Source organism: Pelagibacterium sp. (assembly GCF_048264985.1).
Classification (GTDB): Bacteria; Pseudomonadota; Alphaproteobacteria; order Rhizobiales; family Devosiaceae; genus Pelagibacterium.
Genome location: NZ_JBLXCL010000003.1, coordinates 1 through 25,798, shown reverse-complemented (window position 1 = coordinate 25,798; position 25,798 = coordinate 1). Strand labels below are relative to the sequence as shown.

The following is a 25,798-nucleotide window of genomic DNA, read 5'->3' as shown; positions in this document are numbered from 1 at the left end:
CTCAGGCCCCCACGCCGAAGTGGAAATAGTCGGGCAATTCGCTGAGCAAAGGCTGGGTCGTATCCTTGGGTGAGAGCAGCGTGGCGTCGGCGACATCGGGCCAGGTGATACCTATCGCCGGATCGTCCCAGCGCACGCCCTTGTCGGCCTCCTTATTGTAATAGGCTGTGACCTTGTAGCTGACGAGACAATCGGGCAAGAGCGTGCAGAAGCCATGGAGGAACCCTGGCGGCACCCAGAGCTGATTGCCTTCTTCAGCGGTCAGCGTCACGGCCGCCCATTGACCAAAGCTCGGCGAACCCTTGCGGATATCCACGGCGACGTCAAAGATTGCGCCGGCCAAGCACCGTACCAGCTTGCCCTGGGCATAGGGCTGGGCCTGGAAATGCAAGCCGCGCACTACGCCGATATTCCGGCTCAGCGACTGATTCTCCTGCACGAAAGTGACATCGGCAACGTTGGCCTTGAACCAATCATCGCGAAAGGTCTCGGAAAAATAGCCACGGGGGTCGGCGTGCTTGGCTGGTGTAATACCAACCACCTTATCAAGGTCCGTAGCTGCCACTTTCATAATGTCACGCCCACTGAGTCAATAACCACTTCTAAGTTCAATGTCCGATTCCACCGATTCGCGAAACCGCCTCGTTGCTTGTGATGAACCTTTCGCAACCAACGGGGCTTTTTCGGTGACACCAACGTTTGGGCCATGATAAGTGGCCCCAGCGCCCTTCGAGTCGCAAGAAAGTCTCCACGACGACAAATGACTTATCGCTTTGCAATTACTCGGAGAGAGAATGATTGCCAGAATTAGAACTAGCGTGCTGGCTTTCCCGCGGCGGACCAAGCAAGCAGTAATTGTCGCTTTCGACTTTCTTGCTTTGTCGTTCGCGTTGTGGGTCAGTCTTTGCCTTCGTTACGATAGCTGGCTTATACCTGTAAACACAGATCAGTTAATTGCCATCGTATCCGCGCCGTTGGTGGCCATTCCAGTCTTCATACGCATGGGACTGTACAGGGCAATTGTGAGGTATATGCCTGAGAGGGCTCTTTGGGCTATACTAAGGGCAGTGCTCGTTGCCACGATGCTATGGGTGTTGGCAATGTATCTAACCGAGCTCGTAGGGCGCGGTGCGATACCACGGTCGGTACCGGTTATCTATTTCGCTTTGGGTACCTTTATTATTGCGGGAAGCCGCTTTACCGCGAAAAAGATTTTCCTTACGAAACCGGGCCGACTGCAGGCCGACAGAAGATCAGTAGTAATTTACGGCGCCGGAGAAGCTGGCGGTCAGCTATCGCAAGCGCTTCGGAACACACATCATATAGTAGGCTTCCTTGACGACAACCCAGCACTGCACCGCCGAGAGCTGGCCGGGATAAAAATCTACAATCCTGATCAACTGAATACGCTGGTGGATGAATACGACGTCTTAGATGTGATCCTCTCAATTCCGTCGCTCCCAGCGCAAAGGCGACGAGAAATCGTTGCATCTATCAACGCCCGTGGCGTCAAGATTATGTCACTGCCCCCTATAGCCGATCTAGTGACTGGAAAGTATCTCGTAAGTCAGATCAAAGAAATCGATATTGTTGACCTTTTGGGCAGATCGTCCATCCCCCCTGACTCATCCCTGATTGGAGAGATGATCGTCGGGCGTTCAATTCTGGTGACCGGTGCCGGAGGATCAATCGGGTCGGAACTTTGCCGGAAGATCGCGCAGTGGGCTCCAAGAAGGCTCGTGCTATTTGAGGCGAATGAGTTTGCCCTTTATCAGATCGAACAAGAACTGGGTCGGAATTCGGAGTTGGTGATCGTTCCTGTTCTCGCTTCGGTTACGGATGAGGTGCGGGTACGTGAAACCTTAACAGAACATGACATCAACGTCGTTTTTCATGCGGCAGCGCACAAACATGTGCCACTGGTCGAAGCAAACGCTCTAGAAGGGATGAGAAACAATGTGATCGGCACCTCCACACTGGTCGACGCAGCGTATGACCATGGTGTCGAGCATTTCGTCCTAATATCCACTGACAAGGCCGTGCGGCCGACCAATGTTATGGGGGCCACCAAGCGCTGGGCCGAGCTGATCGTCGGCCGAGCTGCGGCGCGTGCCAAAGCGGAAGGCAGCCGTCAACGGTTTTGCGCCGTACGTTTTGGCAATGTCTTGGGTTCGAATGGATCGGTGGTTCCGTTGTTCAGGAAACAGATTGAGCATGGCGGACCTGTCACTCTGACGGATATGGCCATGACACGCTATTTTATGTCCATCGAGGAGGCAGCTGAGCTGATCGTGCAAGCTGGCGCCTTATCCGAGGGCGGGGATGTTTTTCTCCTAGACATGGGGAGCCCAATCCTGATTTCGGACCTGGCCGAAAACATGATCCGACTTGCGGGCCTGACCGTTCGTGACACGTCCAATCCAGATGGAGATATTGAGATCGTCGTCACTGGAAAACGTCCGGGTGAGAAGCTCTACGAGGAGCTATTCTATGATGCAGGATCGGCTGAACGCACCTCTCATGCCAAGATCATGAGAGCGGCGACGCAGGGCCATAATGACGGCATAGCAGAAGCCGTTGACGAAATACGCAGCCTGCTGCAAGCAAGAAATGAACAGCAATCTCGCCGATTTCTATTCGAGATTGTCGATAAGAGTTCTTGAACTTTCTGGTTGCAACGGGGCGACCAGAAAGTAACGCCGATATCGAGGTAATCAATGTTGGGAACTGGCTTTTCGCCTTGGCCAAACTATTCTGAAGCAGAGATTCAAGCGGTTTCTGACGTTCTGCGTTCCAATCGCGTGAACTACTGGACCGGTAACATCACTCGAAATTTTGAAGAAGCCTTCGCCGATTGGACCGGAGCAGAGCACGCCGTCGCGCTGGCAAACGGCACATTGGCTTTAGATGTGGCGCTCAAGGCGCTTGGCGTCGGCGCCAATGACGAGGTGATAACGACGCCTCGTACATTTCTGGCCTCGGCCTCAACCATCGTGACTGCCGGCGCCGTTCCAGTGTTTGCCGATGTCGATACGGAAACTCAGAACATTACCGCAGAAACCATTGCGGCCGTAATGACTGAACGTACCAGGGCTATTATCTGCGTACACTTGGGCGGCATGCCTTGCGACATGGATCCTATAATGGACCTAGCCCGAAAACACGGCCTCAAGGTAATCGAAGACTGTGCGCAGGCCCACGGTGCGCTTTATAAAGGTCGCAGCGTCGGCACAATCGGTCATGTCGGCGCGTGGTCTTTTTGCCAAGATAAAATTATGACCACCGGCGGTGAAGGCGGCATGGTTACGACCGATGATCGTGCACTTTGGTCGACCATGTGGTCCTATAAGGACCATGGCAAGAGCTGGGAGGCGGTGTATGAACGCGAACATCCTCCTGGTTACCGTTTCCTGCACGAGAGCTTCGGGACTAATTGGCGCATGCTCGAGATGCAGGCAGCCATCGGCCTCATCCAGATAGAGCGCATGCCAGGATGGACGCAGAGGCGCAGCGAGATCGCCAGCAGCTTTGCCGAAGCTTGCGCCAATCATTCAGTCATCCGAGTGCCAAAAGTACCCGAGTGGGCCACTCACGCATGGTATCGTTTCTATGGTTTCGTAAGACCTGAAAACCTTGCCGAAGGCTGGACGAGGGACCGGATAGTCGCTGAGATCAATACTGCTGGCGTCCCGTGTTTGCACGGTTCAGCCGCAGAGGTCTATCTCGAGAAGGCCTTTGAAGGCACTGGCTGGCGGCCGCAGGAGCGATTGCCTGTCGCCAGAGAACTAGGGGAGACCAGCGTTGCCCTTCTGGTCCACCCTACACTGACCGATTCTGAGGTCGACAAAACCCGTGCGGTGGTCAGCCAAGTACTACGGGAGGCGAGCCGATAGCCATTACGGACATCAGCTTGTGCAGATCTGGCTGGGCGGTTAATCAGGCGACGCTAAGGCGCATTGACGTTGAGAAGTGGATTCTATGAAAGTTATGGTGGTTTTTGGCACCCGTCCGGAGGCCATCAAGATGGCGCCGCTGGTCGCCGCGCTGAAGAGCAAATCAAAGCTTGACGTTAAGGTATGCGTTACGGCCCAACATCGCCAAATGCTGGACCAAGTCCTCTCCCTGTTCCAGATAGTACCAGATTGGGATCTCGACGTCATGCGGGCGGCTCAAGATTTGACCGACCTCACAGCACGCATCCTCTCCGGCATGCGCGACGTGTTTGCCCAATGGAAACCCGATGTAGTTTTGGTGCACGGCGACACTTCCACAACTTTCGCAACTGCTCTTGCTGCTTACTACGAACGTATATCCATCGGCCATGTGGAAGCAGGGCTGCGTACCGGCAATCTTTATTCGCCATGGCCTGAAGAGGGCAATCGCAGGCTCACCGGCGCCTTAACCCGCTGGAACTTCTCACCAACCAACTCGGCGCGCGATAACCTCCTGCGCGAGGGAGTTGCCCCCGCCCTTGTACATGTTACGGGAAACACGGTCATCGACGCATTGCTGCAAGTGAAGGAAAAGCTCAAACTGGATTTTGAGTTGCGCCAACAATTTGAATCGCAATTTTCTTTTCTTTCGCCCACTCGGCGTATGGTCTTGGTCACCGGCCATCGACGCGAAAATTTCGGCGACGGCTTCGAGCGCATCTGCCGTGCGCTGGCTCGACTTGCCGCCGATATCCCAGACCTCGACATCGTCTATCCAGTCCACCTCAATCCTAATGTAAGAGAGCCGGTGGGGCGGATACTGGGCAACGTCGGCAACATCAATCTGATCGAGCCCCTGGACTACCTGCCATTCGTCTATTTGATGACGCGTTCGCACCTGATTCTCACGGATTCTGGTGGCATACAGGAAGAGGCACCATCGCTCGGACGGCCAGTTCTGGTAATGCGCGACACCACCGAGCGCCCGGAAGCCGTAGAGGCTGGCACGGTACGTCTTGTCGGCACCAGCGAAGACGTCATCTATGCTGAGGCGCACAAGCTTTTGACCGACGCAGCTGCCTATGACAAAATGAAGCGCGCCACCAATCCCTATGGCGACGGCCGTGCCTGTGAACGGATTGCAGATATTCTCTCAAGTTCAGGACATCGATAATGATTAAAACGATTTCGGTCGTTGGTCTCGGATATATTGGGCTTCCCACGGCAGCAATCTTCGCGTCGCGCCGGTTCAAGGTCATCGGCGTAGACGTAAACAAAGGTGCCGTTGATACCATTAATCAGGGCAAGGTGCATATCATAGAGCCCGACCTCGACATGCTGGTGCAGGCCGCCGTGGCGGCTGGTCATCTCAAGGCGGTAACTGCACCCGAGCCAGCGGACGCATTTCTAATTGCCGTACCCACACCGTTTAAGGGCGACCACGAACCTGATTTGAGATACATTGAGGAGGTAAGTCAAAGTTTGGCCCCGGTGTTGAAATCGGGCGACCTCGTGATCCTTGAATCGACCTCGCCGGTGGGCACCACCGAACAACTGGCCAACTGGCTAGCCGCAGCGCGCACCGATCTAACCTTCCCGCAGACACATGGCGATGCCTCCGACGTACGCATCGCATACTGCCCGGAACGCGTATTGCCCGGCCACGTTGTTCGCGAACTAGTGCAGAACGATCGTGTGATCGGGGGCCTTTCTGCACGCTGTTCGAAAGAGGCGGCCGAGCTTTACAAATCCTTCGTCGAAGGGGAGTGTGTTTTGACCAACGCGCGTACCGCGGAAATGTGCAAGCTGACCGAGAACAGCTTCCGCGACGTCAACATTGCTTTTGCCAACGAGCTTTCGATCATTTGCGACAACCTGGACATCGACGTTTGGGAACTGATCCGGCTCGCGAACCGCCATCCACGCGTTAACATACTGCAGCCCGGCCCGGGCGTAGGCGGCCACTGTATCGCTGTCGACCCTTGGTTCATTGTGAGTAAGAGCCCCGAACAAGCGCGTCTCATCCGCACTGCCCGTGAGGTTAATGACGGCAAAACCGACTGGGTCATTCACAAAATCAGAGATGCCGTTGCCTCGGTCGAAGAGCCGGTGGTCGCCTGCCTCGGCCTCAGTTTCAAGCCCAACATCGATGACCTGCGCGAAAGCCCGGCGCTGGAGATTGCCCTTGCTGTCTGCGGCAAGAATTGGAGCGAAGTGCTATTGGTTGAGCCCTTTATCGAACACCTGCCGGGCACGTTCGATGACCATGCCAATGCCAGCCTTGTGAGCGCCGACGAAGCGCTGAAGCGCGCCAATGTGATCGTGCTGCTGGTCGACCATGCCCAATTCAATGACCTTAAGGTTCCCCTGACCAGACATCCGCTTGTGATCGACACGCGCGGCATGCTCGCGCGTTAGGCCCCCGGCAGCGGAGCACAGATGCGCAAGGCAATCAGCAATATCGGGTCATTGGCGGCCGTGCAGGGCGCCAATGCGCTGCTGCCGTTGGTGATCTATCCGATCACACTGGCGCGGATCGGTGCCGATGCCTATGGCCTACTGGTGCAGGCCGAGGCGCTGTCGCTGTTCGTTTTGACCCTGGTCCTTTACAGCTTCGAGGTCACCGGCGTCGCCGCCGTCGTCAAGCTCGATGGCGACAAGGACCGGGGCCGCCTGTCGGCGCTGCTCAGCCAGGTGCTGATTGCCCGCCTCGTGCTGCTGTGCATCGGCATGCCCCTGCTATGTCTTGCAGCCCTTGCCATCAATCCAGCCCTCGTGCCAATCGCGGCAGCCTGGTGTCTGGTGCCGTTGAGTTTCGCGCTCTCCCCGAATTGGCTATTTCAGGGCCTTCAAGACAATGGTGCGCTAGCCATTAGCAACGTCACCAGCCGGGGACTCGCCATGGCGCTGGTGCTGGCAATCGTTCAGGGCCCAGATACCGTCATCCTGGTGCCGGTCATTATCGGCGGGTGCTACCTCGCCGGGGCGCTGGCGTCGCTCGCGGTTGCCATGAACAAGCATGGGTTGCACCTGGCCTGGCCTCAGCCTGGCACACTGATCGGGCAATATAAGGCCGGGGGCCACGTCTTCCTCGGCAATCTCAGCACCCTTATTTACAAGGACATCAACACCTTGCTTCTGGGCATGCTCGGCGCATCGAGCGGGGCAATTGCCACCTACTCGATGGCCGAAAAACTTTCCAAGGCGCTGCAGGCGGCGATCCGTCCGCTCAACCAGCACTACTTTCCCCAGGCCATCAGGCTAGCCGGCACGCATCAGCCGCCGCGCGCCATCCTTGCCGGCATGATCCGACTATCGGTCATCCAGCAGTCCGTGCTGGCGGCCATGATTGTGGCAGCGGGCGTAGCCTATATGCTGTTTGGCGGAAAGATCCTCGCCGCGATCGGTGGAAGTGCTTTCGCTCCGGCCATCGGCCTGTTCTTCCTCATGAGCATCGCCACCCTGTTCGGGGTCGCCAATTTCATGCTCGGAACCGCCGGGCTCAATGCCATGGGACGCAAGCGCTACGTGCTGGTGGCGCTGGTCGCCACCAGCCTCGCCAGCCTGCTCTGCGGCTCGCTGCTGATCGCGCTCTGGGCCGATATCGGCGCGGCGATCAGTTTCGTGCTAGGAGAAGCGATCTTGCTCGGCCTGCTGCTGGCGGGCTATCTGAAGCGCCAGCCCCAGGAGGCCCCGTCAGTATGAAACTCGGCTATGTATGCACCAATTACAACAACAGCCATTTCACCGTGACCGCCGCCCGCTCGCTGGTGGCCAATGGCGGGCACGACGTGGCGATCGTGGTGGTCGACAATGCCTCAGCGCCGGCCGAACGGCAGATTCTCGCCGATCTCGAACAGTGCCTCGCCCAGGTCCAGGTCATCTTCAGCCCCGACAATGTGGGCTATTTCAGCGGCCTCAACCTGGGCATCGACCGTTTACGGCAGACCCGCCCCGACATCGAATGGATGGTCGTGGGCAATAACGACCTCGAATTCGCTTCCGATTTCATCGATCGGCTGGCGGCCGGCGCACCGCGCTGGGTCGGCCATTCGGTGATTTCGCCCGATGTCGTGACGGTGGATGGCGAGCACCAGAACCCGCATGTGATTTCGGGCATCAGCAGGGTGCGCGAAATCTTTTATGACCTTTATTATGCCAATTACGAGCTGGGCATGCTAATCCAGAAGCTGGCCATGCGCTTTCGCCGGTTCAGCGACCGGGACGATGAGACACAGTGGCAGACGGCGCAGCCAATCTATCAGGGCCATGGCTCGTGCTACCTGCTCGGCCCACGCTTTTTTGCCCAGTTCGAGCGTCTGTGGGCGCCGACCTTCATGATGTCGGAAGAGTATTTTCTGGCCAAGCAGCTTAATGATGTCGGCGAGCAGGTCTACTATGACCCGGCCGTGCAGGTTATCCACCACTGGCATGCCTCACTCGCCACGCTGCCGAGCAGGCGGCGATGGGAACTTGCGCGCGACGCCCATCTCGAATATCGGAAATACGTCAAAGTGTTCGGCTGAACGACCCAGCTGGACGCCGCCGCGACCGCATGGCCGGCAAGCTCGAGAGGCAGGATGAGACCCTATCAGATCTGTACCAATTGCGTCATGGACACCAGCGATTCCAAGATCGAGTTCGATGAGCATGGCGTGTGCGACCATTGCCGGGGGTTCAAGGGCGACGTCTTGCCCAACTGGCATCCCAACGACGATGGCAAAGCCATGTTCCGCGCTCAGGTCGAAAAGATCAAGGAAGCCGGCAAGGGCCATGCGTTCGACTGCATCATGGGTATGAGCGGCGGGCTCGACAGCTCGTACCTGCTGCACCTGGCTGTCTCCGAGTTCAACCTGCGCCCGCTGGTGTTCCACGTCGATGGCGGCTGGAACACCGACCTGGCGGTCAACAATATACAGGTTCTCGTCGAGGGGCTGGGGCTCGATCTTTATACCGAAGTGATCAACTGGGAAGAGATGCGCGACTTCCAGCTGGCCTTTTTCAAGGCTGGAGTGCCGCACCTGGACATTCCCCAGGACCATGCCTTCATCGCCACGCTCTATCACTTCGCCAACAAGAACAATATCAAGTACATCCTCAACGGCGGCAATTACGCCACTGAATGCGTGCGCAATCCTAAAGAATGGCTGTATTACGGCACCGACATGGCGCAGCTGCGCGATATCCATCGCCGCTTCGGCACGCGCCCACTCGGGACCTACCCGTTCTCGAGCGTCCTGTTCCACAAAGTCTACCTGCGCTATCTGCGCGGCGTGCGCGTGGTCAAGCCGCTCAACTACCTGCCCTATACCAAGGAGCATGCAAGCAAAGTGCTGTCGGAGACCTATGGCTGGCGCCCCTATCCGCAAAAGCACTTCGAATCACGCTTCACGCGCTTTTACGAGGCCTATTGGCTACCGACGCGCTTTGGCTATGACACGCGGCGCGTGCAGTATTCGAGCCTTATCCTCACCGGGCAGATGACCCGGGCAGACGCCATGGCGAGGCTTGAAAAGCCTGCCTACGACCCCGAGACGATCGACGAGGAGTTCGAATATATCGCCACCAAGCTTGGCATCACCGTCGATGAACTGCGCCACTATCACCAGATGCCGCTCAAGACCTACGAGGACTATGCCAACCAGCAATGGATGTTCGAGGCCGGAGCGCAGGTGATGAAGACACTCGGCATCGAAAGGGCAATCAAACGGTGATCGGCATCGTCGACTATGGCTCGGGGAACGTCTCGGCCATCGCCACCATATTCAAGCAGCTCAAGGTGCCGCATTTAGTGACTGGCGACCATGAAGAGTTGGCCGCCGCCGATCGCTATATCCTGCCGGGTGTCGGTGCCTTCGACCAGGTCATGAGCGATCTCATCAGGCTTGGCCTCCGCGACGTGCTTAACGAGCAGGTGCTGGGCAAGGGCAAGAAAGCCATGGGCATCTGTGTGGGCATGCAGATCCTCGCCGAATCGAGTGAGGAAGGCGAACTGCCGGGACTGGGCTGGATTCCGGGCCGCGTCCGCCGCATCGATGCGGCCGCGATCAACGCGTTGCCCAAGCTGCCCCATATGGGCTGGAACTCGCTGTCCCTCCGGAAACCTGCGCCGATCTTTGCCGACGTCGACATCGAACGCGGATTTTATTTCCTCCACAGCTACTATTTCGACGCCCTGCATCCCGAGCACATACTCGCCACCGTGAACTATGGCCGCGACATGGCCTGCGCCGTAAATCGGGACAATGTCTTCGGCATGCAGTTCCATCCCGAGAAAAGCCATGGCAACGGGATCAACCTGTTCCGCAACTTCGCCGAGGCCTGAATGCTGCGGTCACGTATCACTCCCGTTCTGCTCATGAGCGATGGCGGTCTCGTCAAGACCCAGAAGTTCAAGGACGCCAAATATGTCGGCGACCCGTTGAATGCGGTCAAGATCTTCAACGAGAAGCAGGTCGACGAGCTGACCTTCCTCGATATTGACGCCAGCGCGCAGGGCCGCGAGCCCGACTTCGCGCGCCTGCGGAGCATCGCCGTCGAATCGCGCATGCCCCTCTGTTATGGTGGTGGAGTCACCAGCGCCGCCCAGGCCACACGACTGATCGGGCTTGGCTTCGAGAAGGTCTCCGTGAGTTCGGCCGCCCTTGCGCGACCGCAACTGATCCGCGAGATGGCAGATGCGGTAGGCCGGCAAAGCGTCGTGGTGACTCTCGATGTCAGGAAGATGCTGTTCGGCTACGGCCTGCACACAAACAATGGGAAGACCAAGCAGAAGCAATCGCTGGCCGATTTATGCCAGCAGGCGGCCGAACTGGGTGCTGGCGAGATTGTCATCAACAATATCGATCGCGATGGCATGATGACGGGCTATGACCTCGACCTCGCCCGGCAGGTGCGCCGCCTCGTCGAGTGTCCGCTCTCCTTCGTCGGGGGTGCCGGCACTGTGGACCATATGCAGGCCCTCATCGATGCCGTCGGCGTTGTCGGTGCTGCTGCCGGCAGCATGTTTGTCTTTAAGGGGCAGTACCGCGCCGTGCTGATCAACTACCAGAAACCCGCCAACCTCTTCGGAGCCGCCCATTGATCCGCGCGCGCTGGTGGCTCGCTGCCGTCGCGACGGTTGTTGTTCTCGTCCTTGCCGCCAGCGGCGCCGCCATCTGGCTGAGCCGTCCCGCTGCCAGTGGACCTGATGTCAGCACAATTGCCGTGCTGGCAGCGTCGAGCCGGATGGAGGGGGATACCCTCCAGATCGACCTGGGCAAGACGTGGTTCGCGGTGGTGAACATTGCCGGCACGGCCGAGACCGCTGGCACGACCTTGAACGTGCGCATGGGCGAGCGCCTCGGCGCCGATGGCCTGCTCGACCCAGTCCCCTACGGCTCGGTGCGCTTCCACGAAACGCCGGTGACGCTCGGCGACGATGCGACCCCTGTTCCCCTGCGCGAACTCGATGCCCGCGGTATGCCCGAAGGCGTGTCGGTGATGCCGGTGCGCTATATCGAGATCGCGGGCTGGCCGGCGGGGCTCGATCCCGCTGCCGTCCAGACCACCGCCTATATCTCCGAACACTATGCCCCGGTCGGCTCCATCCGCTTCGAAGGCGCCGACCAGCGGAGCGCCGATCTCAACCGGTTGTTCGAGCTGGGCCGCCACACCATGGTCGCCACCAGCTTCATGGACCTGTTCGTGGATGGTGATCGCGAGCGCCTCGCCTACCAGGCGGATGCCCTCATCAACCAGCGCGGCTGGTACGCCATCACCGGCGACACGCAGCTGGCACGCCGCACGCTGGCGGAGCTCTTCCGTGAGCCGACCTGGCCGAGCGAATGGATGAGCCAGACCATCCTGCTCGCCTGGGACATGTACGAGGCCGATGGCGATACCCAATATCTCGCCAGCATCTATGACCGGCTGGACATCTTCGCCCTCGCCGAATTCATTGACGATACCGGCCTCGTCAATACTTATGACGAGGAAAAAGCCACCCGGTTCGTCACCGCCACAAATGCCGATTACCTCGAGGATATCGTCGACTGGCCTCCGGTCGAACGCGATGGCTACGAGATGGTAACACACAATACCGTGGTCAACGCCTTCGCTCATGCCGCCTTTGCCCGCCTGGCGGACATGGCTGAGGTTCTCGGCAAGGAAGGCGATGCCGAGCGTTACCGGGCACGGGCGGATGGCCTCGCCGCCGCCATGCTCGCGCAACTGACTGACCCCGCCACGGGGCTCTATGTCGATGGCAAGGGTTCGACCCATACCGCAGCCCATGCCCTTTTCGTACCGCTGGCTTTCGGGCTCGTGCCGCAGGATCGCGTGCCGGCGACGATCGCGGCGCTGCGCGGTCGCATCGCCGCCTATGACGGCGGCATGCCGGCATCGGTTTACGACGCCCAGTTCCTGCTCGATGGCCTCTTCGATGCCGGTGCCGGCGACATTGCCCTGGAGCTGATGCTCAACCGCACCGACCGCGGCTGGATGCATATGCTCGATGGCTATGACGCCACCATCACGCACGAGACCTGGGACCTCGAGTACAAAGATAATCTCGACTGGAACCACGCCTGGGGCACCGCCTTCTTCAACGTGATGTTCCGCAAGATGGTGGGTCTCAAAATCCTTGAGCCTGGCTGGAGCCGCTGGACCCTCGAGCCTGCCGCCGGCCTCGACCTCCCTATTTCGGCAGTGCTCGCCAGTCCCAACGGGCCGATCGAGGTCACTATCGATCCCGACCTGCGCCTCGTGACCATTTCGGGCGGCAACAGCCTCCCCGACTTTGTCGCGCCCGAGGATGGCGCTTGGCACTATAATCTGATAACCGCTCCTTGAGCCGGGCGGCGCCGCCCGGCACACTGTCGTGCGGCAGTAATTTCGCGTTCTGGCTGAAGAGGTAGTCATGCGTCAGATCATGCAGGACATGGGCTCGGGAACGACCTATATCGCCGATGCGCCGGCACCAGTGGCCAGCTCGGGTGGGGTGCTGATCGAGACCACGACGACCCTGATCTCCGCCGGCACAGAACGCATGCTGGTCGATTTCGGCCGCTCGTCGCTGCTGCAAAAGGCCCGCAAGCAGCCCGAACGCGTCAAGCAGATGCTCGACAAGGCGCGCACCGACGGTGTCCTCAACACTATCGACGCCGTACGCTCCAAGCTCGCCCAGCCCATCGCGCTGGGCTACTGCAATGTTGGCGTGGTGCGCACCGTGGGACCGCGCGTGGTCGAATTCGAACCCGGCGATCGCGTCGTCTCCAATGGCCCCCATGCCGATATCGTCAATGTGCCGGAAAACCTCTGCGCCCGCATCCCCGACAATGTTGCCGACGAGGCCGCTGCCTTTACCGTGGTTGCCTCGATTGGCCTGCAAGGCACACGGCTCGCCGCCCCGACGCTGGGTGAAACCGTCGTCGTCATCGGTGCGGGCCTCATCGGTCTGCTGACCGTGCAATTGTTGCGCGCCCAAGGCTGCCGCGTGCTGGCGGTGGATTTCGACCAGGCCAAACTGGACCTCGCCAGAAGCTTTGGCGCCGAGATCTGCAATCCGGCCCAGGGTCAGGATCCGATCGTCGCCGGCATCACCTTCAGCCGTGGCCATGGCGCCGATGCGGTAATCATCACCGCCTCGACCTCCTCGAGCGACCCGGTGACGCAGGCGGCCAAGATGAGCCGCAAGCGCGGCCGCATCGTCCTCGTCGGGGCGACCGGGCTCGAGCTCAGCCGCGCCGACTTCTACGAAAAGGAACTGTCGTTCTCCGTGTCCTGTTCCTACGGCCCGGGACGCTATGACCCGTCTTACGAACAGGGCGGCAACGACTATCCCATCGGCTTCGTGCGTTGGACGGCACAGCGCAATTTCGAGGCCGTACTTGACATGATGAGCCAAGGCTCGCTCGACGTGCAGCCGCTGATCAGCCATCGCGTCGCCTTCGAGGAAGCGCCATCCGCTTATGACACGCTGGCCAGCGACAAGGGTGCCCTCGGCTTGCTACTGACCTATAGCACGGGCCAGAAGGCCTCGTTCGAACGCACCCTGGCACTCTCTCCGCACCAGCGGTTGACGGCTGCCGGCAAGACGCAGATCGGCTTTATCGGCGCGGGCAATTACGCCTCGCGCATGCTGATCCCGGCCTTCCGCAAGGCCGGTGCCCAATTGTCGACTGTCGTCACCAATTCGGGCACCAGCAGCGTCATCCACGGCCGTCCGGCCGGGTTTGACAAGGCCTCGACCGATGTCAACGCCGTACTCGACGATGCCGCGACTGGCGCCGTGGCGATCGTCACCCGACACGATTCGCACGCCGGCCTGGTGCAGCAGGCGCTGGCGGCGGGGAAGCATGTCTTCGTCGAAAAGCCGCTGGCCCTGACGCTGGACGAGCTCGAGGCAGTCAGGGCCGCCTATGACCAGGCCCCCGATTGCCTTCTCATGGTGGGTTTCAACCGCCGCTTCGCCCCACACGTGGTCAAGATGAAGCAGCTGCTTGCCGGCGTACAGGAGCCGAAATCCTTCATCTTCACCATGAATGCCGGCGCCATTCCCGCGACCCACTGGACACAGGACCTGCAGGTCGGCGGCGGTCGCATCATCGGCGAAGCGTGCCACCACATCGATCTCATGCGCTTCCTGGCGGGCTCCCCGATCATCTCGGTATCGGCGCGCGGCATGGGCAGCCCATCTGGCGCCCCCCAGATTGAGGACAAGGCGGCGATCACGCTCGGCTTTGCCGACGGCTCCTTTGGCACCGTGCACTATCTCGCCAATGGCGCTGCCAGCTTCCCCAAGGAGCGTATCGAGGCCTTTGCCGGTGGGCGCATCCTGGCGCTGGACAATTTCCGCTCGCTCAAGGGCTATGGCGTTCCAGGCTTTTCCAAGCTCGGCGGCTGGACGCAGGACAAGGGCCAGAACGGTTGCGCCGCAGGTTTCCTGCGGGCAGTGACCGAAGGCGGCGCCGCGCCCATCCCGGCCGACGAAATCTTCGAGGTGGCCCGAGTCACCATCGAAGCCGCCCAGCAGTTGCGCCAGCAGAAGTGACGAGCCGCCTGAGCAAGATAAGGACGGTTCTGGCGCTGGGGCCGACCAATGTGCTCGCGGTCGTCCTATACCGGCTGGCCCTGCGCAATCCAGGAAGCGCGATCCGGCGCCTTGTCGCGCCCGTGCCGCAGGGGCCGTTCTTCGCCCCCTCGGCACCGGCGGGCGCACCCGCGCCCGCTTCGACCGACTGGCACGACAAGGCCACTTATTTCGGGCACCAACAGGTCGACCTCGGCGCCAGCCCGCCAGATTGGTTCACCAATCCCTTCAACGGTGCGCGCGTCGCCGAGCCGCAGCGCCCGTGGTGGACCATTTCCGATTTTGACGGCAGGCTGGGTGACATCAAGGCCGTCTGGGAGGCGTCACGCCTGGATTGGGCGCCGATCTTCGCGCAGCGTGCCCGCGCCGGCGATGCCACGGCGCTCGCGCGGCTCGAAGCCTGGCTTGCCGATTGGATCGCGTCCAATCGCCCCTATACCGGTCCCAACTGGAAATGCGGCCAGGAAGCGTCGATCCGGGTCATTCACCTTGCTTTGACCGCATTGCTGCTGGGCGGGCCCAAGTCTGTTGGGCCGAGCCTGGCGCCGCTGCTCAGGCTGCATCTCGAGCGCATCGCGCCAACCACGGGCTATGCCAGGGCCCAGGATAACAATCACGGCACCTCGGAAGCTGCCGCCCTCCTTATCGGCGGCACCTGGATCACACGTCTAGGCGATGGCGCCGGTGCCGGTTACGCCAGGACCGGCCGCCGCATGCTCGAGGAACGCGTGCTCGCGCTCGTCGAGACGGACGGCTCGTTCAGCCAGTATTCCACCAATTATCATCGGCTGTTGCTCGACACGCTGTCATTTGCCGAAGTCTGGCGACGGCGGCTCGATTTAACCGAATTCACTTCGGCTTTCTGCGAGCGGGCCGCGGCCGCCGCAGCCTGGCTGCGCCTGATGGTCTCCGCCGAGAATGGCGATGCGGCCAATATCGGTGCCAATGACGGCGCGCGCCTGCTGCCGCTTGGCACCACGCCCTACCGCGATTTCCGCCCCTCGGTGCAACTGGCCCATATCCTGTTCGCCGACCAGCAGGCCTATGCCGGTTCCGGCGAAGCCAACCAATACGCCGATTGGCTGGGCATACCCCCTTCGGCAGCCCTGGCCGTCCCCGTTGCCAGCCAATTGCTTGACAAGGGAGGCTATGGCGTGCTGGTTGCCGGCACGGCAAAGGCGATCCTGCGCTATCCGCGCTTTCGCTATCGTCCCGGCCATGCCGATGCGCTGCACCTCGATTTCTGGATCGGTGGGCTGAACCTTTTGCGCGACGGCGGCACCTATACTTACAACGCCCCCAACGACGTGCTCGACCGCTATTCCGGCACCCAAGGCCACAACACGATCCAGTTCGATGGTCGCAATCAAATGCCCCGTATCGGCCGCTTCCTCTTCGCAGACTGGCTCTCGGCCGAAGACGTGGCGTTTGATGCGCCCGCCCAGAGCATGACGGCCGCTTATCGCGACGCGCACGGGGCCCGCCATGCCCGGCGCGTCGACTTGGCCAAAGCCAACCGACTCGCCGTCACTGACAGCGTTTCAGGCCCGTTCTCTGCTGGCTGCCTACGCTGGCGCCTGGCACCGGGCGCCTGGGAGTTGACCGCCGACGGCGCGAGCTCGGCATTAGGCACGATCCACATCGCCGGCGACATGCCAGTGACGCTGAGCCTCGCCGCCGGTACGGAATCCCGCCACTACCTTGCCCATAGCCCGCTACCGGTGCTGGAAGCCCGCTTCTCCCGGGCCGGCACAGTCGTGACAGAGGTGAGTTGGACGCTGTGAAGGTTCTCTATTTCCACCAGCATTTTTCAACGCCTGCCGGCAGCGCCGGCATCCGTTCCTACGAGATGGCGCGGCATCTGACGGCGCGCGGCCATCAGGTGACCATGGTTTGCGGCTCCTACAGCGCCGGCAAGACCGGCCTGGCCGACCCCTTTGTCCGCGGCATGCGCCGCGGCACCGTGGATGGTATCGATGTCATCGAGCTCGATCTCAGCTATGCCAATAGCGACGGCCTCCTCAAGCGAACCGGAACCTTTGCCAGGTTCGCTCTGCGCAGTATCTGCATCGCGCTGTCCGAAAAATATGATCTGATCTTCGCGACGACGACGCCGCTCACCGCCGGCATTCCTGGCATTTTCGCCCGCTGGCTACGTGGCAAGCCCTTTACCTTCGAGGTGCGCGACCTGTGGCCCGAATTGCCCAAAGCCATGGGCGTCATCCGCAATCCCCTGGCGCTATGGGCGCTCGGTGCGCTCGAATGGATGAGCTATCATTCCGCCCATCGCCTGATCGGTCTCTCGCCCGGCATCGTCGAAGGCATTGCCCATCGCGGCATCCCGCATGAGCGCATCACCATGGTGCCCAATGGCTGCGATCTCGATATTTTTGCCTCCGGGGTTGAGCCATGGGCGCCCGAGGGTATCGCGCCCGGCGACCTCGTCGCGCTGTTTGCCGGCACTCACGGCCAGGCCAACGGCCTCGATGCCGTGCTGGATGCCGCTGCCGAAATCAAGACACGCGGACGCAACGATATCCGCTTCGTCCTGATCGGCAATGGCAAGCTCAAGCCGAGCCTAGTCGCCCGCGCCGAACGCGAGGGGCTGGACAATGTGCTGTTCCTCGATCCAGTGGACAAGGCGCGGCTGGCGCAGTTGATGGCGCGGGGCGATCTGGGGTTGCAGGTTCTCGCCGATGTGCCGGCCTTCTACTATGGAACCTCACCCAACAAGTTCTTCGACTACATTGCCGCCGGCAAGCCGGTCCTCAACAATTACCCGGGCTGGCTGGCCGAGATGATCACCGACGCCCGCTGCGGCTTTGCCGTAGCGCCCCGCGACCCCATGGCCTTTGCCGACGCCCTCGAAACGGCCGCTGCGGACCGTCCGGCTCTGAAGGCCATGGGTGAGAGGGCCCTGGAACTCGCCCGTACCCGTTTCGACCGGCAGGCGCTGGCCGGCCTCTGGGTGGATTGGCTCGAAGGCACCCTCAAATGATCAAGCGCACCTTCGACATCCTGGTGGGCGGCTTAGCCCTCTTGCTGCTTTCACCGGTGATCGCCGTGCTCGCCTGGCAGATCCGCCGCAAACTGGGCAGTCCGGTACTTTTCCGGCAGCAGCGGCCGGGCCTCGACGGCAAGCCATTCGAGATGGTCAAGTTTCGTACCATGCGCGATGCCACGGATGCACAAGGCCAGCCTCTGCCTGATTCCGAGCGCCTCACCCCCTTCGGCCGACGCCTGCGCGCCCTGAGCCTGGATGAACTGCCTGAACTGTGGAACGTCCTCGTCGGCGACATGAGCCTTGTCGGGCCGCGCCCCCTGCTGATGGAATATCTGCCGCTCTATTCCCCAGAGCAGGCCCGCCGCCACCACGTGCGCCCCGGCGTTACCGGTTGGGCGCAGGTGAATGGCCGCAACGCCGTCAGTTGGGAAGAAAAGTTTCGCCTCGACACCTGGTATGTCGACAACCGCTCCTTCTGGCTCGACCTCAGGATCCTGTTCCTCACCGTGCAGAAGGTCGTCGCGCGCGAAGGAATTAGCGCCGCGGGCGAAGCCACCGTGTCCAAGTTCGAAGGTAGCGGCCGCAAACCCTAATCAGGATGCGGCTGGGTTTGCGCGCACCACACGCGCCGGCACGCCCTGCGCCACGACGCCATCGCCAATGTCTGCAACAACGGCAGCACCGACACCTATGATGCTGTCGCGGCCGATGACTATGTCATTGCGCACGTTACTGCCAGTGCCGAGCCAAGTGCATTCCCCGATCGTGACTAAGCCGGAGAGCCGGACACCCGGAGACAAATGCACTCCATCGGCAATCGTGCAGTCGTGATCAACGCTGGCTCCGGTATTTATGATGGTGGCAATGCCTAGGGTGGCGCCAATACTGACTACAGCGCCAGCAGCAAGGAAGGTGCCCGCGCCCAAGTTCGCGCGCAAACTTGCGCAGGTGGCCGGATGAACAATAGCGGGCATCGGCATTCCGGCGGCCATCAGCCGGTGCGTCAGTTCGAGGCGAAGTCGGTTGTTGCCGATCGCTACGATCGCACCATCGACCACTTCCGGGTCGGCTAGCAAAGCCGCCACCGGCCCGCACACCGGCCATCCAAAACGATGACCTGCGGCATGGTCATCAAAGAACAGGACGGTCCAACCCGCCATGTCAGCCGCCTCTGCGACGACACGACCATGGCCACCAGCACCGATAACCGCTAATCGACGCATGACGCCGCCCCCGGACCGAAGTGAAGTCATGCGATAATCCTTTGAATGCGGCTCAATGTCAGAATATAGGCAATTGCAGCATGGATTGTGTGCGGCGCAAGAACTTGGCACCAGAGGCTGAGCGAAAACACATCTCAGCTTCGACAGTGTTCAGCTGCATGGGCACGACAACCCGCACCAAAATCTTGGCTATTTGGGGAAAACAGAAGAACCTCAGTCGATATTAGAAAAATTTGCACATGGTGCTTGTCATCTGGTCCAAGACATATTCGTTTGGAAAAAAGTGTTCCTGGACACAACATATCCTGCCAATACAAACATCAATGCTGGAACCACCTGAAAATACAAAACGTCATTGATAAGTGATTGCACTGCAATTGAAACAAGAACGCTAGTCAGAACATCTCGCGAGAATGATGCTTTGCAAGACCGAATAAGGATTAACCCCAGAAACGCCGCTCCGATATAAGTCGCGGCATACAACACCCCGCCTTTGTAGACCGCAGTCAGAAGTACGTTATGCAAGCTGGAAAATGGGAAGTCCATTACATCAACCAAATTGCAAAACCCGCAGCCTCCCAACAAGATTGAGGGACTTAGGCGTGCAACAGCGTCTCGGTACAAGGGCAGCCTGCCAGTTGACAGGTCGTCGAAATTTCCGTTCTCGGCATTCTCAACGCCACGAACAATCTTACTGATACCAATTTCGCCAGTAACGTTCTGTCCGGAAGAGCCACCGACAAAGGCCGCCCAAGGCACCAGCAGTCCGAGGAAGACGGCAAGAGTAATCCAAGCTTCTTTTCGGCGGAACGACAACACAAGCAAAGTTCCAAAGAATACGACAACTCCTACCATTACCTGTCGAGACAACATCGAAAACGCAAAAAACAGAAGCGCGCCAGAAATCACCAATGTGAATATCTGCGTCGACTTCCTTCCTTCCGGCGAGAAAGTAGCGAGAGAAAAACCAGCTATTACCGCGACCACAGTGGATAGCGTGATTACAGCATATTTCCCATAGAACGGAAATATCGACTGAACAAAAGTCGTCTCAACAGCTTGATATGCGATAGATTCATAGTTCGATGAATCAACTATGTTCCCACCAGTAATTAACAAGTCTACCGAAAAAATTGCAACTGTAATAAATGAAACAATCAATACAGGAAAAAATACCTTTGAAATACTATACCCACGCCGCGCAAGCTCCATCCCAACTATAATATAGGGAGCGCCGCTTGAATAACTCGCAGACCCGAGTATGTTTCTAATTCTGCCCTCGCCCCCAACAGGGCCAATCATCGCCAGTGCGAGGCAGAAAGCCATGAACGCGACCACCGCCAGGTGAATTGGCTCCTTTAGGCGAAAAAGGATCAGAGCCACCGGAGCGAGGATCAGGGACGGCGTCACTTCAAAGCCAGGAACCGCGAACACCTGAACCGGCAGAGCGGCGGCAAAGATCAGAATTAGTGCCAGCTTTGCACGCCAGTTTCCGTCAGAAAGCGTGTGGATTGCGGCTGATGCCGCAGTTCTCGACAGTGAATTTTTTTGCATCATTGTTTAGCTGTTGCCCTCTGAAAGAGCACGATCTGCGAAGAGCACAACTGTTACACCAATGGCCGCAGCATAGATGCTCGTCCAAGTCAGCAGGCTGAAAATAAAGCTCGTATAGAGAAAACCGATCAAAAAGATAAAGAAGGATTGGCTGATGACCGGATGACGTGTCGCTAACATACGCTGGTAGGACGCTGCGCCAGCCCAGCCTATCAAACTCATCACAATCAATATACCAGATACCCCAAAATCATAAATGGCGCCACGAAACATAGTATAGACATTGGTCTGGATAACTCCGGAAACAAAGAAATATTCTGTAAAGTATCCATCGGGCAACTCATATTCGGGCCACAGTATTTCACCGACGGCCATAACAGACCAGTATCCCCACGTATTCCCTGCCGGATCCGTGTATTCCATAACCGATGAACCAACTAGATAGTGATTGAACCAGTCCGAAAACGCATAAATGTGGCCAAATGCATAGGACCGTAGGTAGAACATTATCTTCCCAATGGCATCAGTTGGACCATTGGGGCTTCCGTTCCGTGCAGCCATCGTCAGAACAAGCGCTGGCACCAAGATCACCAAGCACGTGAAGATTGAAATTAGTGTGCCGCGCGTCATAAGGCGGAGGTCCCCAGCCGCCACTCGCGACGCTACCAGCGCCCCAAAAAAGTAGGCAGCAGCCAAGAACAGCGTACCCTTATCGGCGTAGACCTGCATGTAGACCAACGACGGCAAGAAGGCGGCCACCAGAATGGCGGCTTGAGCTACAAGACCCCGCACTCGCACGATCAGAATGCCGCCAACAGCTACAGCAATGTAGTTCAGAACCACGCTAGCCTGACTGAAAATATTCGGCGAGACAAGTCCATCATATCGCGCCATCAAGTAGCGATTGGCGGCCGCAATTGGGTTGGCGGCAAATTCAGCTATGGTGAACCCTTGCAACTGAAGATTTATGACCACGAAGCACAAGGTTAAGGCCTGCATCACAATGAAGGCAACCGCCAGACTACGCGAACCTGACAAGCTGGAGCTATCGCGGCGAGCCTGAGACAGCGCGACACTAGCGGGCCAAAGCCGCGCCATCAGCAAAGCGGGAACTGAAAAGGCAATAACCGTCAATGCTATAAATGCGACGCCTCCCGGATAAATGGGAACATCAATAAGGGCAACAAGCGGCAAAAACGTCATCGAGAACCAGAACAACCCGTAGAGGACCGCAGGGTTGGTCCAACTTCTCGTCACATGCCTTACTCCGAACGTGAATGCCAAGATGGTGATACTGATAAGGATCGCCGTAAACTTCGGCCCAAAAAAACCGCTCAATCTGATACCATATTATGAGGATTCGAAAAGTCATGAGGCGCTTACGCGATACGACAGCACACGTCCAACAAATAGCAAAGTTGTCCATTCGCCTTAACACCACAGGGGACGGAATATCGCCGATCTCCTCGGACTTGTCTGGCAACCACCGGTGCACAGGTGTGATAGATTCTTTCTGTGCTCGTCTTCGAGTCTGACCTGAGCCCCGTGTTTCCTCCGGTCTATTGGAGAGTCGCGGGGCTGATTTGTGGCCTCATGCGGCCTGTTTTACCAGTGCCATTTTCATGGCAAATTCTTCGGGAGAGCTATTGCCAAGCGATAAATGTGGTCTTTGCCGGTTGTAGTCCTCCTTCCAAAGCGTGATCGAGGTTCTGGCTTCTGCCAGTGATGAGAACAACGTCTCGTTGAGGCACTCGTCCCTGAAGCTGCCATTGAAGCTTTCCACGAAGCCGTTTTGCATAGGCTTTCCCGGGGCGATGTAATGCCAGTCGACGCGGGTGTCCTGGCACCACTTCAGGATTGCCATCGAGGTCAATTCGGTGCCGTTGTCGGAGACGATTGTCATCGGCCTCCCGCGCCTCACGATCAAAGCATCGAGTTCTCGCGCAACCCGCAGGCCTGAAAGCGACGTGTCAGCCACAAGGACCAGGCATTCCCGCGTGTAGTCGTCGACCACGGCCAGAACGCGGAACCGGCGACCATCGGTGAAGGCATCGCTGACAAAGTCCAGGCTCCAACGTTCATTGGCACCATTGGGCACGCCTATGGGGCGTCTGGTGCCCAAAGCCCGCTTACGTCCGCCACGCTTGCGGACCTGAAGCTTCTCCTCACGATAGAGCCGCCTGAGCTTCTTCAGATTCATCGCAATACCCTGACGCCGCAGCATGACGTGGATGCGCCGATAGCCAAAACGACGCCGTTCAGCCGCTACCGCCTTCATCGCGTCCCTCAGAGGTTGATCATTCAGGTCGTATGCTTCGGTAGCGGACACTCGTCCGATCCACCCCAAGCACATCACACGCCCGCCGCTGGCTCACACCATGCGCTTTGCAGGCATGAGCCACAGCATCCCGCTTCGCGTCGAGCGTTACCATTTTTTTGCGGCGACATCTTTCAAGATGGCATTATCCAGCATCTGCTCGGCCAACAGCTTCTTGAGTTTGGCATTCTCGTCCTCCAGAGCCTTCAGCTTCCGAGCATCAGAGACGTCCATGCCGCCATACTTCGCCTTGTATTTGTAAAAGCTGGCACTGCTGACGCCGTGCTTGCGACAGACCTCCGCAGTCGCCATCCCCGCCTCCTGCTCCTTGATCATCGCGATAATCTGTTCCTCGGTGAACCTGCTGCGCTTCATTGTCCGTCTCCAAACGTGGGCGGACTCTACCAAAAAATGGAGGAAGTTTGAGGGCTCAGGTCACCGCCAGCGGGTTCGCTAGGTTTGATATTCCATATATGAAGGCCAGAAGGTCCAACCGAGCAGATCTTATGGTTTCTTGCTTTATTCCATATATGGAGGGGCAACTATCTTCACCCCCTTGGGACATGGGAGCTAAGTCACTTGGGGGTTGGGACTGCCTGGAAATTGGAGACAGTCACCCATGTCTCCGGTTGCAGCAATCGCCCAGGCAGTCGATTTGATTTCGATTGCCAGCTTAGCAGTAAAAAGAAGATCGTCTGGATTCCTAGGGGCTGAGATGCACGTCTTTAGGTAGACCTCTCGCATGGACCAGTCTTGGTTTGCAGACGCCGCAACGACTGCTATCGCTGGCGACCTGCGGAATAGACTTGTCTGCACAATGGATCGGATCATCAACGCAACCTCGGTACCGTCCTGATAGCGCGTTGCGAAAACGATCGTTTCGCCATCAAGCCTTCGTGGCCGTAGCTCTAGACGCTCAAGCGAACTCCAGATCAGACGGGCCGTACTGTTCGGCATTGTCATCCGGCGGCACCTCATGACGCGACCCCTGCTTGCATTCGCCTGATTTTGGCTCCGATGTCCTCCGGCTTTAGGTGGGTATAGCGGAAGAGCATACGCGGGTCTTTGTGGCCGCTAATGGCAGCCACTTCAGGTACATTCAGACCGAGCTCAAAGAACCGGCTAACTGCTTCATGTCGCAGGTCGTGGAACCGTAGATCGGCTAGGCTAGGCAGCTCCTTGGCTGCCCGTCGTCTACACCGTTCCCACGCCAATCTGAACGCATTTGCAGTTGTTGCAAAAAGTCGCCCGTCTGGGTCACTGCTTTTGCCGGCCATTTGTTTAAGCAACAGCTTGGCCGTATCCGTAAGTGGTATAATGCGAGGGGTGGCGGTCTTTGTTTCGGGTACGTGCAGAAGGCCACGTTCAAAGTCTATGTCACGTGTTCGCACATTGAGGATTTCGCCTCGTCGCATGCCGCTCTCTATAGCAAAGACAATGCCCACCTCTAGCCAATCCCTGCGACCTGCCGTGCTTGCGCTCAAGAGTGCGTCTAACTCGTTGGCTTGAAGTCGCCGCTCACGCCCCTGCGCAGCCTTGGGTTTGCGCACGTTGGCGATAGGATTTTCATGTAACGGTATGCCCCATTCGCGCCGGGCAACTTCGAACACCGCATGCAACAGGCCCAGCTCTCGAATCACCGTGCCCGCTTTGACTTGGCGAAGTCTTGCATCCCTGTGCTGTGTAAAAGACTGGGGGCTTAATCGGGCTAACGTTAGTCCGGCCCACTCCTGTCGAAGAAACACTTCAATGCGCTTGGCTTCACTGTCATGGCCCCGCTTGTGTGGGGTCACTTCGGTGCTGTAGCGGACTAGCAGCTCACCAACGGTGATGCGCTCAAGTCGGGATGGATCATAGGCGAGTGCCAGCCTGTCCAGCTCAAGCTCGGTCTGTCGAACCCAGCGTTGTGCGTCAGCACGGTTCTGGAAGCTCTTTGTGCGTGGGGAGTGACCAGTGCGGCGGACCTGTGCCTGCCACTTGTCGTTTCGTTTACGTAGGGATGCCATGTGGCAAAAGCCTTTCGGTGTGACCAGTTTGTGACCGGTGCACGAAAGACGTATTCAAGGGAGACATGTAGCAGCTCTAAGTCCCTGTATAAACAGGGCTAAAATGGCGCGCCCGAAGCGATATAGATGGGCACTGTAAACATTGGGAGATTTCGGTTCCTGCAGCGACATGAACGGCGGCTTTGCGCCCCAAAATCGGACGTTACATGCATTCTGTCGGCACACCGGAAGCGGACTCTGAGCGAACCGCACGGCAGCGCTCACGAAGACGTCGAGGTGAGGTGCCGGAACGCATGGTAGGCCCTGCGCTACATTTTTCGGTAGACAGGCTGCAACAAGAGCCGGCCGGTCTCATGATCTGATGGGATCATTCTGCATCTGATGGGATCATTCTGCGCAAATCACCGATCTTGTTCTGATCGCTGTGCCTGAAATTCTCGCTCACGTGCCGGCCAAGTGCTTTTGATGAAATCCAGGATGGCCCAGATCTCGTCGTCCGTAAGTGCAGCTCCAAAGCCTGGCATGTCGCTTTCGTAATTCCCACCGACGATCGCTGCAACGCCGTCGCGCGTGATGCGGAAGAGTTGGTCATCGCTATGGTGCCAGGTATGTCCGGTTTCGTCATGGGGTGGAGCGGGCATGCGCCCATTGGGCAGTCGATCTCGCCAGTTCGGCTGACCTTCAAGTTCAT

At 58.7% G+C, this 25,798-nt stretch carries 23 protein-coding genes; 14 read left to right on the top strand and 9 right to left on the bottom strand.

Going from position 1 to position 25,798, the window contains the following annotated elements; genetic code table 11:
* Position 1 precedes the first annotated feature (1 nt).
* Positions 2-571 (bottom strand): dTDP-4-dehydrorhamnose 3,5-epimerase, encoded by a 570-nt coding sequence (gene rfbC / locus ACN0TA_RS11790; RefSeq protein WP_417583110.1) that lies wholly within the window; start codon positions 569-571, stop codon positions 2-4.
* 223 nt (positions 572-794) lie between these two features.
* Here rfbC and ACN0TA_RS11785 point away from each other — a divergent pair, with 223 nt between their 5' ends.
* From ACN0TA_RS11785 to ACN0TA_RS11720, 14 genes are all read left to right on the top strand, one after another.
* Positions 795-2,663 carry a polysaccharide biosynthesis protein gene (locus ACN0TA_RS11785; RefSeq protein ID WP_417583108.1) on the top strand — a complete coding sequence of 623 codons (1,869 nt, stop codon included), beginning with the start codon at positions 795-797 and terminating at the stop codon, positions 2,661-2,663.
* Positions 2,664-2,717: 54 nt separating this feature from the next.
* Positions 2,718-3,893, top strand: a complete 1,176-nt coding sequence (locus ACN0TA_RS11780) for a DegT/DnrJ/EryC1/StrS family aminotransferase (RefSeq protein WP_417583106.1) — start codon at positions 2,718-2,720, stop codon at positions 3,891-3,893.
* A gap of 85 nt (positions 3,894-3,978) precedes the next feature.
* Positions 3,979-5,106 carry a non-hydrolyzing UDP-N-acetylglucosamine 2-epimerase gene (gene wecB, locus ACN0TA_RS11775; RefSeq protein ID WP_417583104.1) on the top strand — a complete coding sequence of 376 codons (1,128 nt, stop codon included), beginning with the start codon at positions 3,979-3,981 and terminating at the stop codon, positions 5,104-5,106.
* A complete protein-coding gene (wecC, locus tag ACN0TA_RS11770) occupies positions 5,106-6,350 on the top strand; it encodes a UDP-N-acetyl-D-mannosamine dehydrogenase (RefSeq protein ID WP_417583102.1) in 1,245 nt (414 codons plus the stop codon). Before wecB ends, wecC begins: the two co-directional genes overlap by 1 nt.
* A gap of 21 nt (positions 6,351-6,371) precedes the next feature.
* Complete coding sequence (locus tag ACN0TA_RS11765; protein WP_417583100.1) at positions 6,372-7,637, top strand: oligosaccharide flippase family protein; 1,266 nt, start codon at positions 6,372-6,374, stop codon at positions 7,635-7,637.
* Positions 7,634-8,458 (top strand): glycosyltransferase family 2 protein, encoded by an 825-nt coding sequence (locus ACN0TA_RS11760; protein ID WP_417583098.1) that lies wholly within the window; start codon positions 7,634-7,636, stop codon positions 8,456-8,458. Before ACN0TA_RS11765 ends, ACN0TA_RS11760 begins: the two co-directional genes overlap by 4 nt.
* 54 nt (positions 8,459-8,512) lie before the next feature.
* Positions 8,513-9,646: an N-acetyl sugar amidotransferase gene (locus ACN0TA_RS11755; protein WP_417583096.1), complete on the top strand. Its 1,134-nt coding sequence runs from the start codon at positions 8,513-8,515 to the stop codon at positions 9,644-9,646.
* The gene (gene hisH, locus ACN0TA_RS11750) at positions 9,643-10,257 is read left to right on the top strand and encodes an imidazole glycerol phosphate synthase subunit HisH (RefSeq protein WP_417583094.1); all 615 of its coding nucleotides are present in this window, start codon (positions 9,643-9,645) and stop codon (positions 10,255-10,257) included. The genes ACN0TA_RS11755 and hisH overlap by 4 nt, the downstream gene beginning before the upstream one ends.
* Positions 10,258-11,016, top strand: coding sequence for an AglZ/HisF2 family acetamidino modification protein (locus tag ACN0TA_RS11745; RefSeq protein ID WP_417583092.1), 759 nt, complete (start codon positions 10,258-10,260; stop codon positions 11,014-11,016).
* Positions 11,013-12,764 (top strand): MGH1-like glycoside hydrolase domain-containing protein, encoded by a 1,752-nt coding sequence (locus tag ACN0TA_RS11740; protein WP_417583090.1) that lies wholly within the window; start codon positions 11,013-11,015, stop codon positions 12,762-12,764. Before ACN0TA_RS11745 ends, ACN0TA_RS11740 begins: the two co-directional genes overlap by 4 nt.
* A 67-nt stretch (positions 12,765-12,831) precedes the next feature.
* Positions 12,832-14,964, top strand: a complete 2,133-nt coding sequence (locus ACN0TA_RS11735; RefSeq protein ID WP_417583088.1) for a bi-domain-containing oxidoreductase — start codon at positions 12,832-12,834, stop codon at positions 14,962-14,964.
* Positions 14,961-16,787 carry a heparinase II/III family protein gene (locus tag ACN0TA_RS11730; RefSeq protein WP_417583086.1) on the top strand — a complete coding sequence of 609 codons (1,827 nt, stop codon included), beginning with the start codon at positions 14,961-14,963 and terminating at the stop codon, positions 16,785-16,787. Before ACN0TA_RS11735 ends, ACN0TA_RS11730 begins: the two co-directional genes overlap by 4 nt.
* On the top strand, positions 16,784-18,001 hold the full coding sequence (locus ACN0TA_RS11725; protein WP_417583084.1) for a glycosyltransferase family 4 protein: 1,218 nt from the start codon (positions 16,784-16,786) through the stop codon (positions 17,999-18,001). Before ACN0TA_RS11730 ends, ACN0TA_RS11725 begins: the two co-directional genes overlap by 4 nt.
* Entirely contained in the window at positions 17,998-18,600 is a 603-nt protein-coding gene (locus tag ACN0TA_RS11720) for a sugar transferase (protein WP_417583082.1), read from the top strand. The genes ACN0TA_RS11725 and ACN0TA_RS11720 overlap by 4 nt, the downstream gene beginning before the upstream one ends.
* On the opposite strand, the gene ACN0TA_RS11715 is transcribed toward ACN0TA_RS11720, so the two are convergent.
* From ACN0TA_RS11715 to ACN0TA_RS11680, 8 genes are all read right to left on the bottom strand, one after another.
* On the bottom strand, positions 18,601-19,260 hold the full coding sequence (locus tag ACN0TA_RS11715; protein WP_417583080.1) for an acetyltransferase: 660 nt from the start codon (positions 19,258-19,260) through the stop codon (positions 18,601-18,603).
* Positions 19,261-19,479: 219 nt separating this feature from the next.
* Complete coding sequence (locus ACN0TA_RS11710) at positions 19,480-20,787, bottom strand: hypothetical protein (protein WP_417583078.1); 1,308 nt, start codon at positions 20,785-20,787, stop codon at positions 19,480-19,482.
* A gap of 3 nt (positions 20,788-20,790) precedes the next feature.
* Complete coding sequence (locus ACN0TA_RS11705) at positions 20,791-22,122, bottom strand: O-antigen polymerase (protein WP_417583076.1); 1,332 nt, start codon at positions 22,120-22,122, stop codon at positions 20,791-20,793.
* A gap of 253 nt (positions 22,123-22,375) precedes the next feature.
* The gene (locus ACN0TA_RS11700; RefSeq protein WP_417583074.1) at positions 22,376-23,137 is read right to left on the bottom strand and encodes an IS3 family transposase; all 762 of its coding nucleotides are present in this window, start codon (positions 23,135-23,137) and stop codon (positions 22,376-22,378) included.
* 72 nt (positions 23,138-23,209) lie between these two features.
* Positions 23,210-23,476 carry a transposase gene (locus tag ACN0TA_RS11695; protein WP_417583072.1) on the bottom strand — a complete coding sequence of 89 codons (267 nt, stop codon included), beginning with the start codon at positions 23,474-23,476 and terminating at the stop codon, positions 23,210-23,212.
* Between the two features lie 195 nt (positions 23,477-23,671).
* On the bottom strand, positions 23,672-24,064 hold the full coding sequence (locus tag ACN0TA_RS11690; RefSeq protein WP_417583070.1) for a hypothetical protein: 393 nt from the start codon (positions 24,062-24,064) through the stop codon (positions 23,672-23,674).
* An 11-nt stretch (positions 24,065-24,075) separates the two neighbouring features.
* Positions 24,076-25,107: a tyrosine-type recombinase/integrase gene (locus ACN0TA_RS11685; protein WP_417583068.1), complete on the bottom strand. Its 1,032-nt coding sequence runs from the start codon at positions 25,105-25,107 to the stop codon at positions 24,076-24,078.
* 401 nt (positions 25,108-25,508) lie between these two features.
* The coding region (locus ACN0TA_RS11680) for a c-type cytochrome (RefSeq protein ID WP_417583066.1) at positions 25,509-25,798 on the bottom strand (290 nt) is incomplete at its 5' end.

What these genes read in the sequence shown, in the direction of transcription:
- ACN0TA_RS11720 (WP_417583082.1), top strand. Translation starts at nt 17,998, where the DNA reads ATGATCAAGCGCACCTTCGACATCCTGGTGGGCGGCTTAGCCCTCTTG.
- ACN0TA_RS11785 (WP_417583108.1), top strand. Translation starts at nt 795, where the DNA reads ATGATTGCCAGAATTAGAACTAGCGTGCTGGCTTTCCCGCGGCGGACC.
- rfbC (WP_417583110.1), bottom strand. Translation starts at nt 571, where the DNA reads ATGAAAGTGGCAGCTACGGACCTTGATAAGGTGGTTGGTATTACACCA.
- ACN0TA_RS11715 (WP_417583080.1), bottom strand. Translation starts at nt 19,260, where the DNA reads ATGACTTCACTTCGGTCCGGGGGCGGCGTCATGCGTCGATTAGCGGTT.
- ACN0TA_RS11700 (WP_417583074.1), bottom strand. Translation starts at nt 23,137, where the DNA reads ATGTGCTTGGGGTGGATCGGACGAGTGTCCGCTACCGAAGCATACGAC.
- wecB (WP_417583104.1), top strand. Translation starts at nt 3,979, where the DNA reads ATGAAAGTTATGGTGGTTTTTGGCACCCGTCCGGAGGCCATCAAGATG.
- ACN0TA_RS11710 (WP_417583078.1), bottom strand. Translation starts at nt 20,787, where the DNA reads ATGATGCAAAAAAATTCACTGTCGAGAACTGCGGCATCAGCCGCAATC.
- ACN0TA_RS11780 (WP_417583106.1), top strand. Translation starts at nt 2,718, where the DNA reads ATGTTGGGAACTGGCTTTTCGCCTTGGCCAAACTATTCTGAAGCAGAG.
- ACN0TA_RS11765 (WP_417583100.1), top strand. Translation starts at nt 6,372, where the DNA reads ATGCGCAAGGCAATCAGCAATATCGGGTCATTGGCGGCCGTGCAGGGC.
- ACN0TA_RS11745 (WP_417583092.1), top strand. Translation starts at nt 10,258, where the DNA reads ATGCTGCGGTCACGTATCACTCCCGTTCTGCTCATGAGCGATGGCGGT.
- ACN0TA_RS11695 (WP_417583072.1), bottom strand. Translation starts at nt 23,476, where the DNA reads ATGAAGCGCAGCAGGTTCACCGAGGAACAGATTATCGCGATGATCAAG.
- ACN0TA_RS11760 (WP_417583098.1), top strand. Translation starts at nt 7,634, where the DNA reads ATGAAACTCGGCTATGTATGCACCAATTACAACAACAGCCATTTCACC.
- ACN0TA_RS11685 (WP_417583068.1), bottom strand. Translation starts at nt 25,107, where the DNA reads ATGGCATCCCTACGTAAACGAAACGACAAGTGGCAGGCACAGGTCCGC.
- ACN0TA_RS11690 (WP_417583070.1), bottom strand. Translation starts at nt 24,064, where the DNA reads ATGACAATGCCGAACAGTACGGCCCGTCTGATCTGGAGTTCGCTTGAG.
- ACN0TA_RS11735 (WP_417583088.1), top strand. Translation starts at nt 12,832, where the DNA reads ATGCGTCAGATCATGCAGGACATGGGCTCGGGAACGACCTATATCGCC.
- ACN0TA_RS11755 (WP_417583096.1), top strand. Translation starts at nt 8,513, where the DNA reads ATGAGACCCTATCAGATCTGTACCAATTGCGTCATGGACACCAGCGAT.
- wecC (WP_417583102.1), top strand. Translation starts at nt 5,106, where the DNA reads ATGATTAAAACGATTTCGGTCGTTGGTCTCGGATATATTGGGCTTCCC.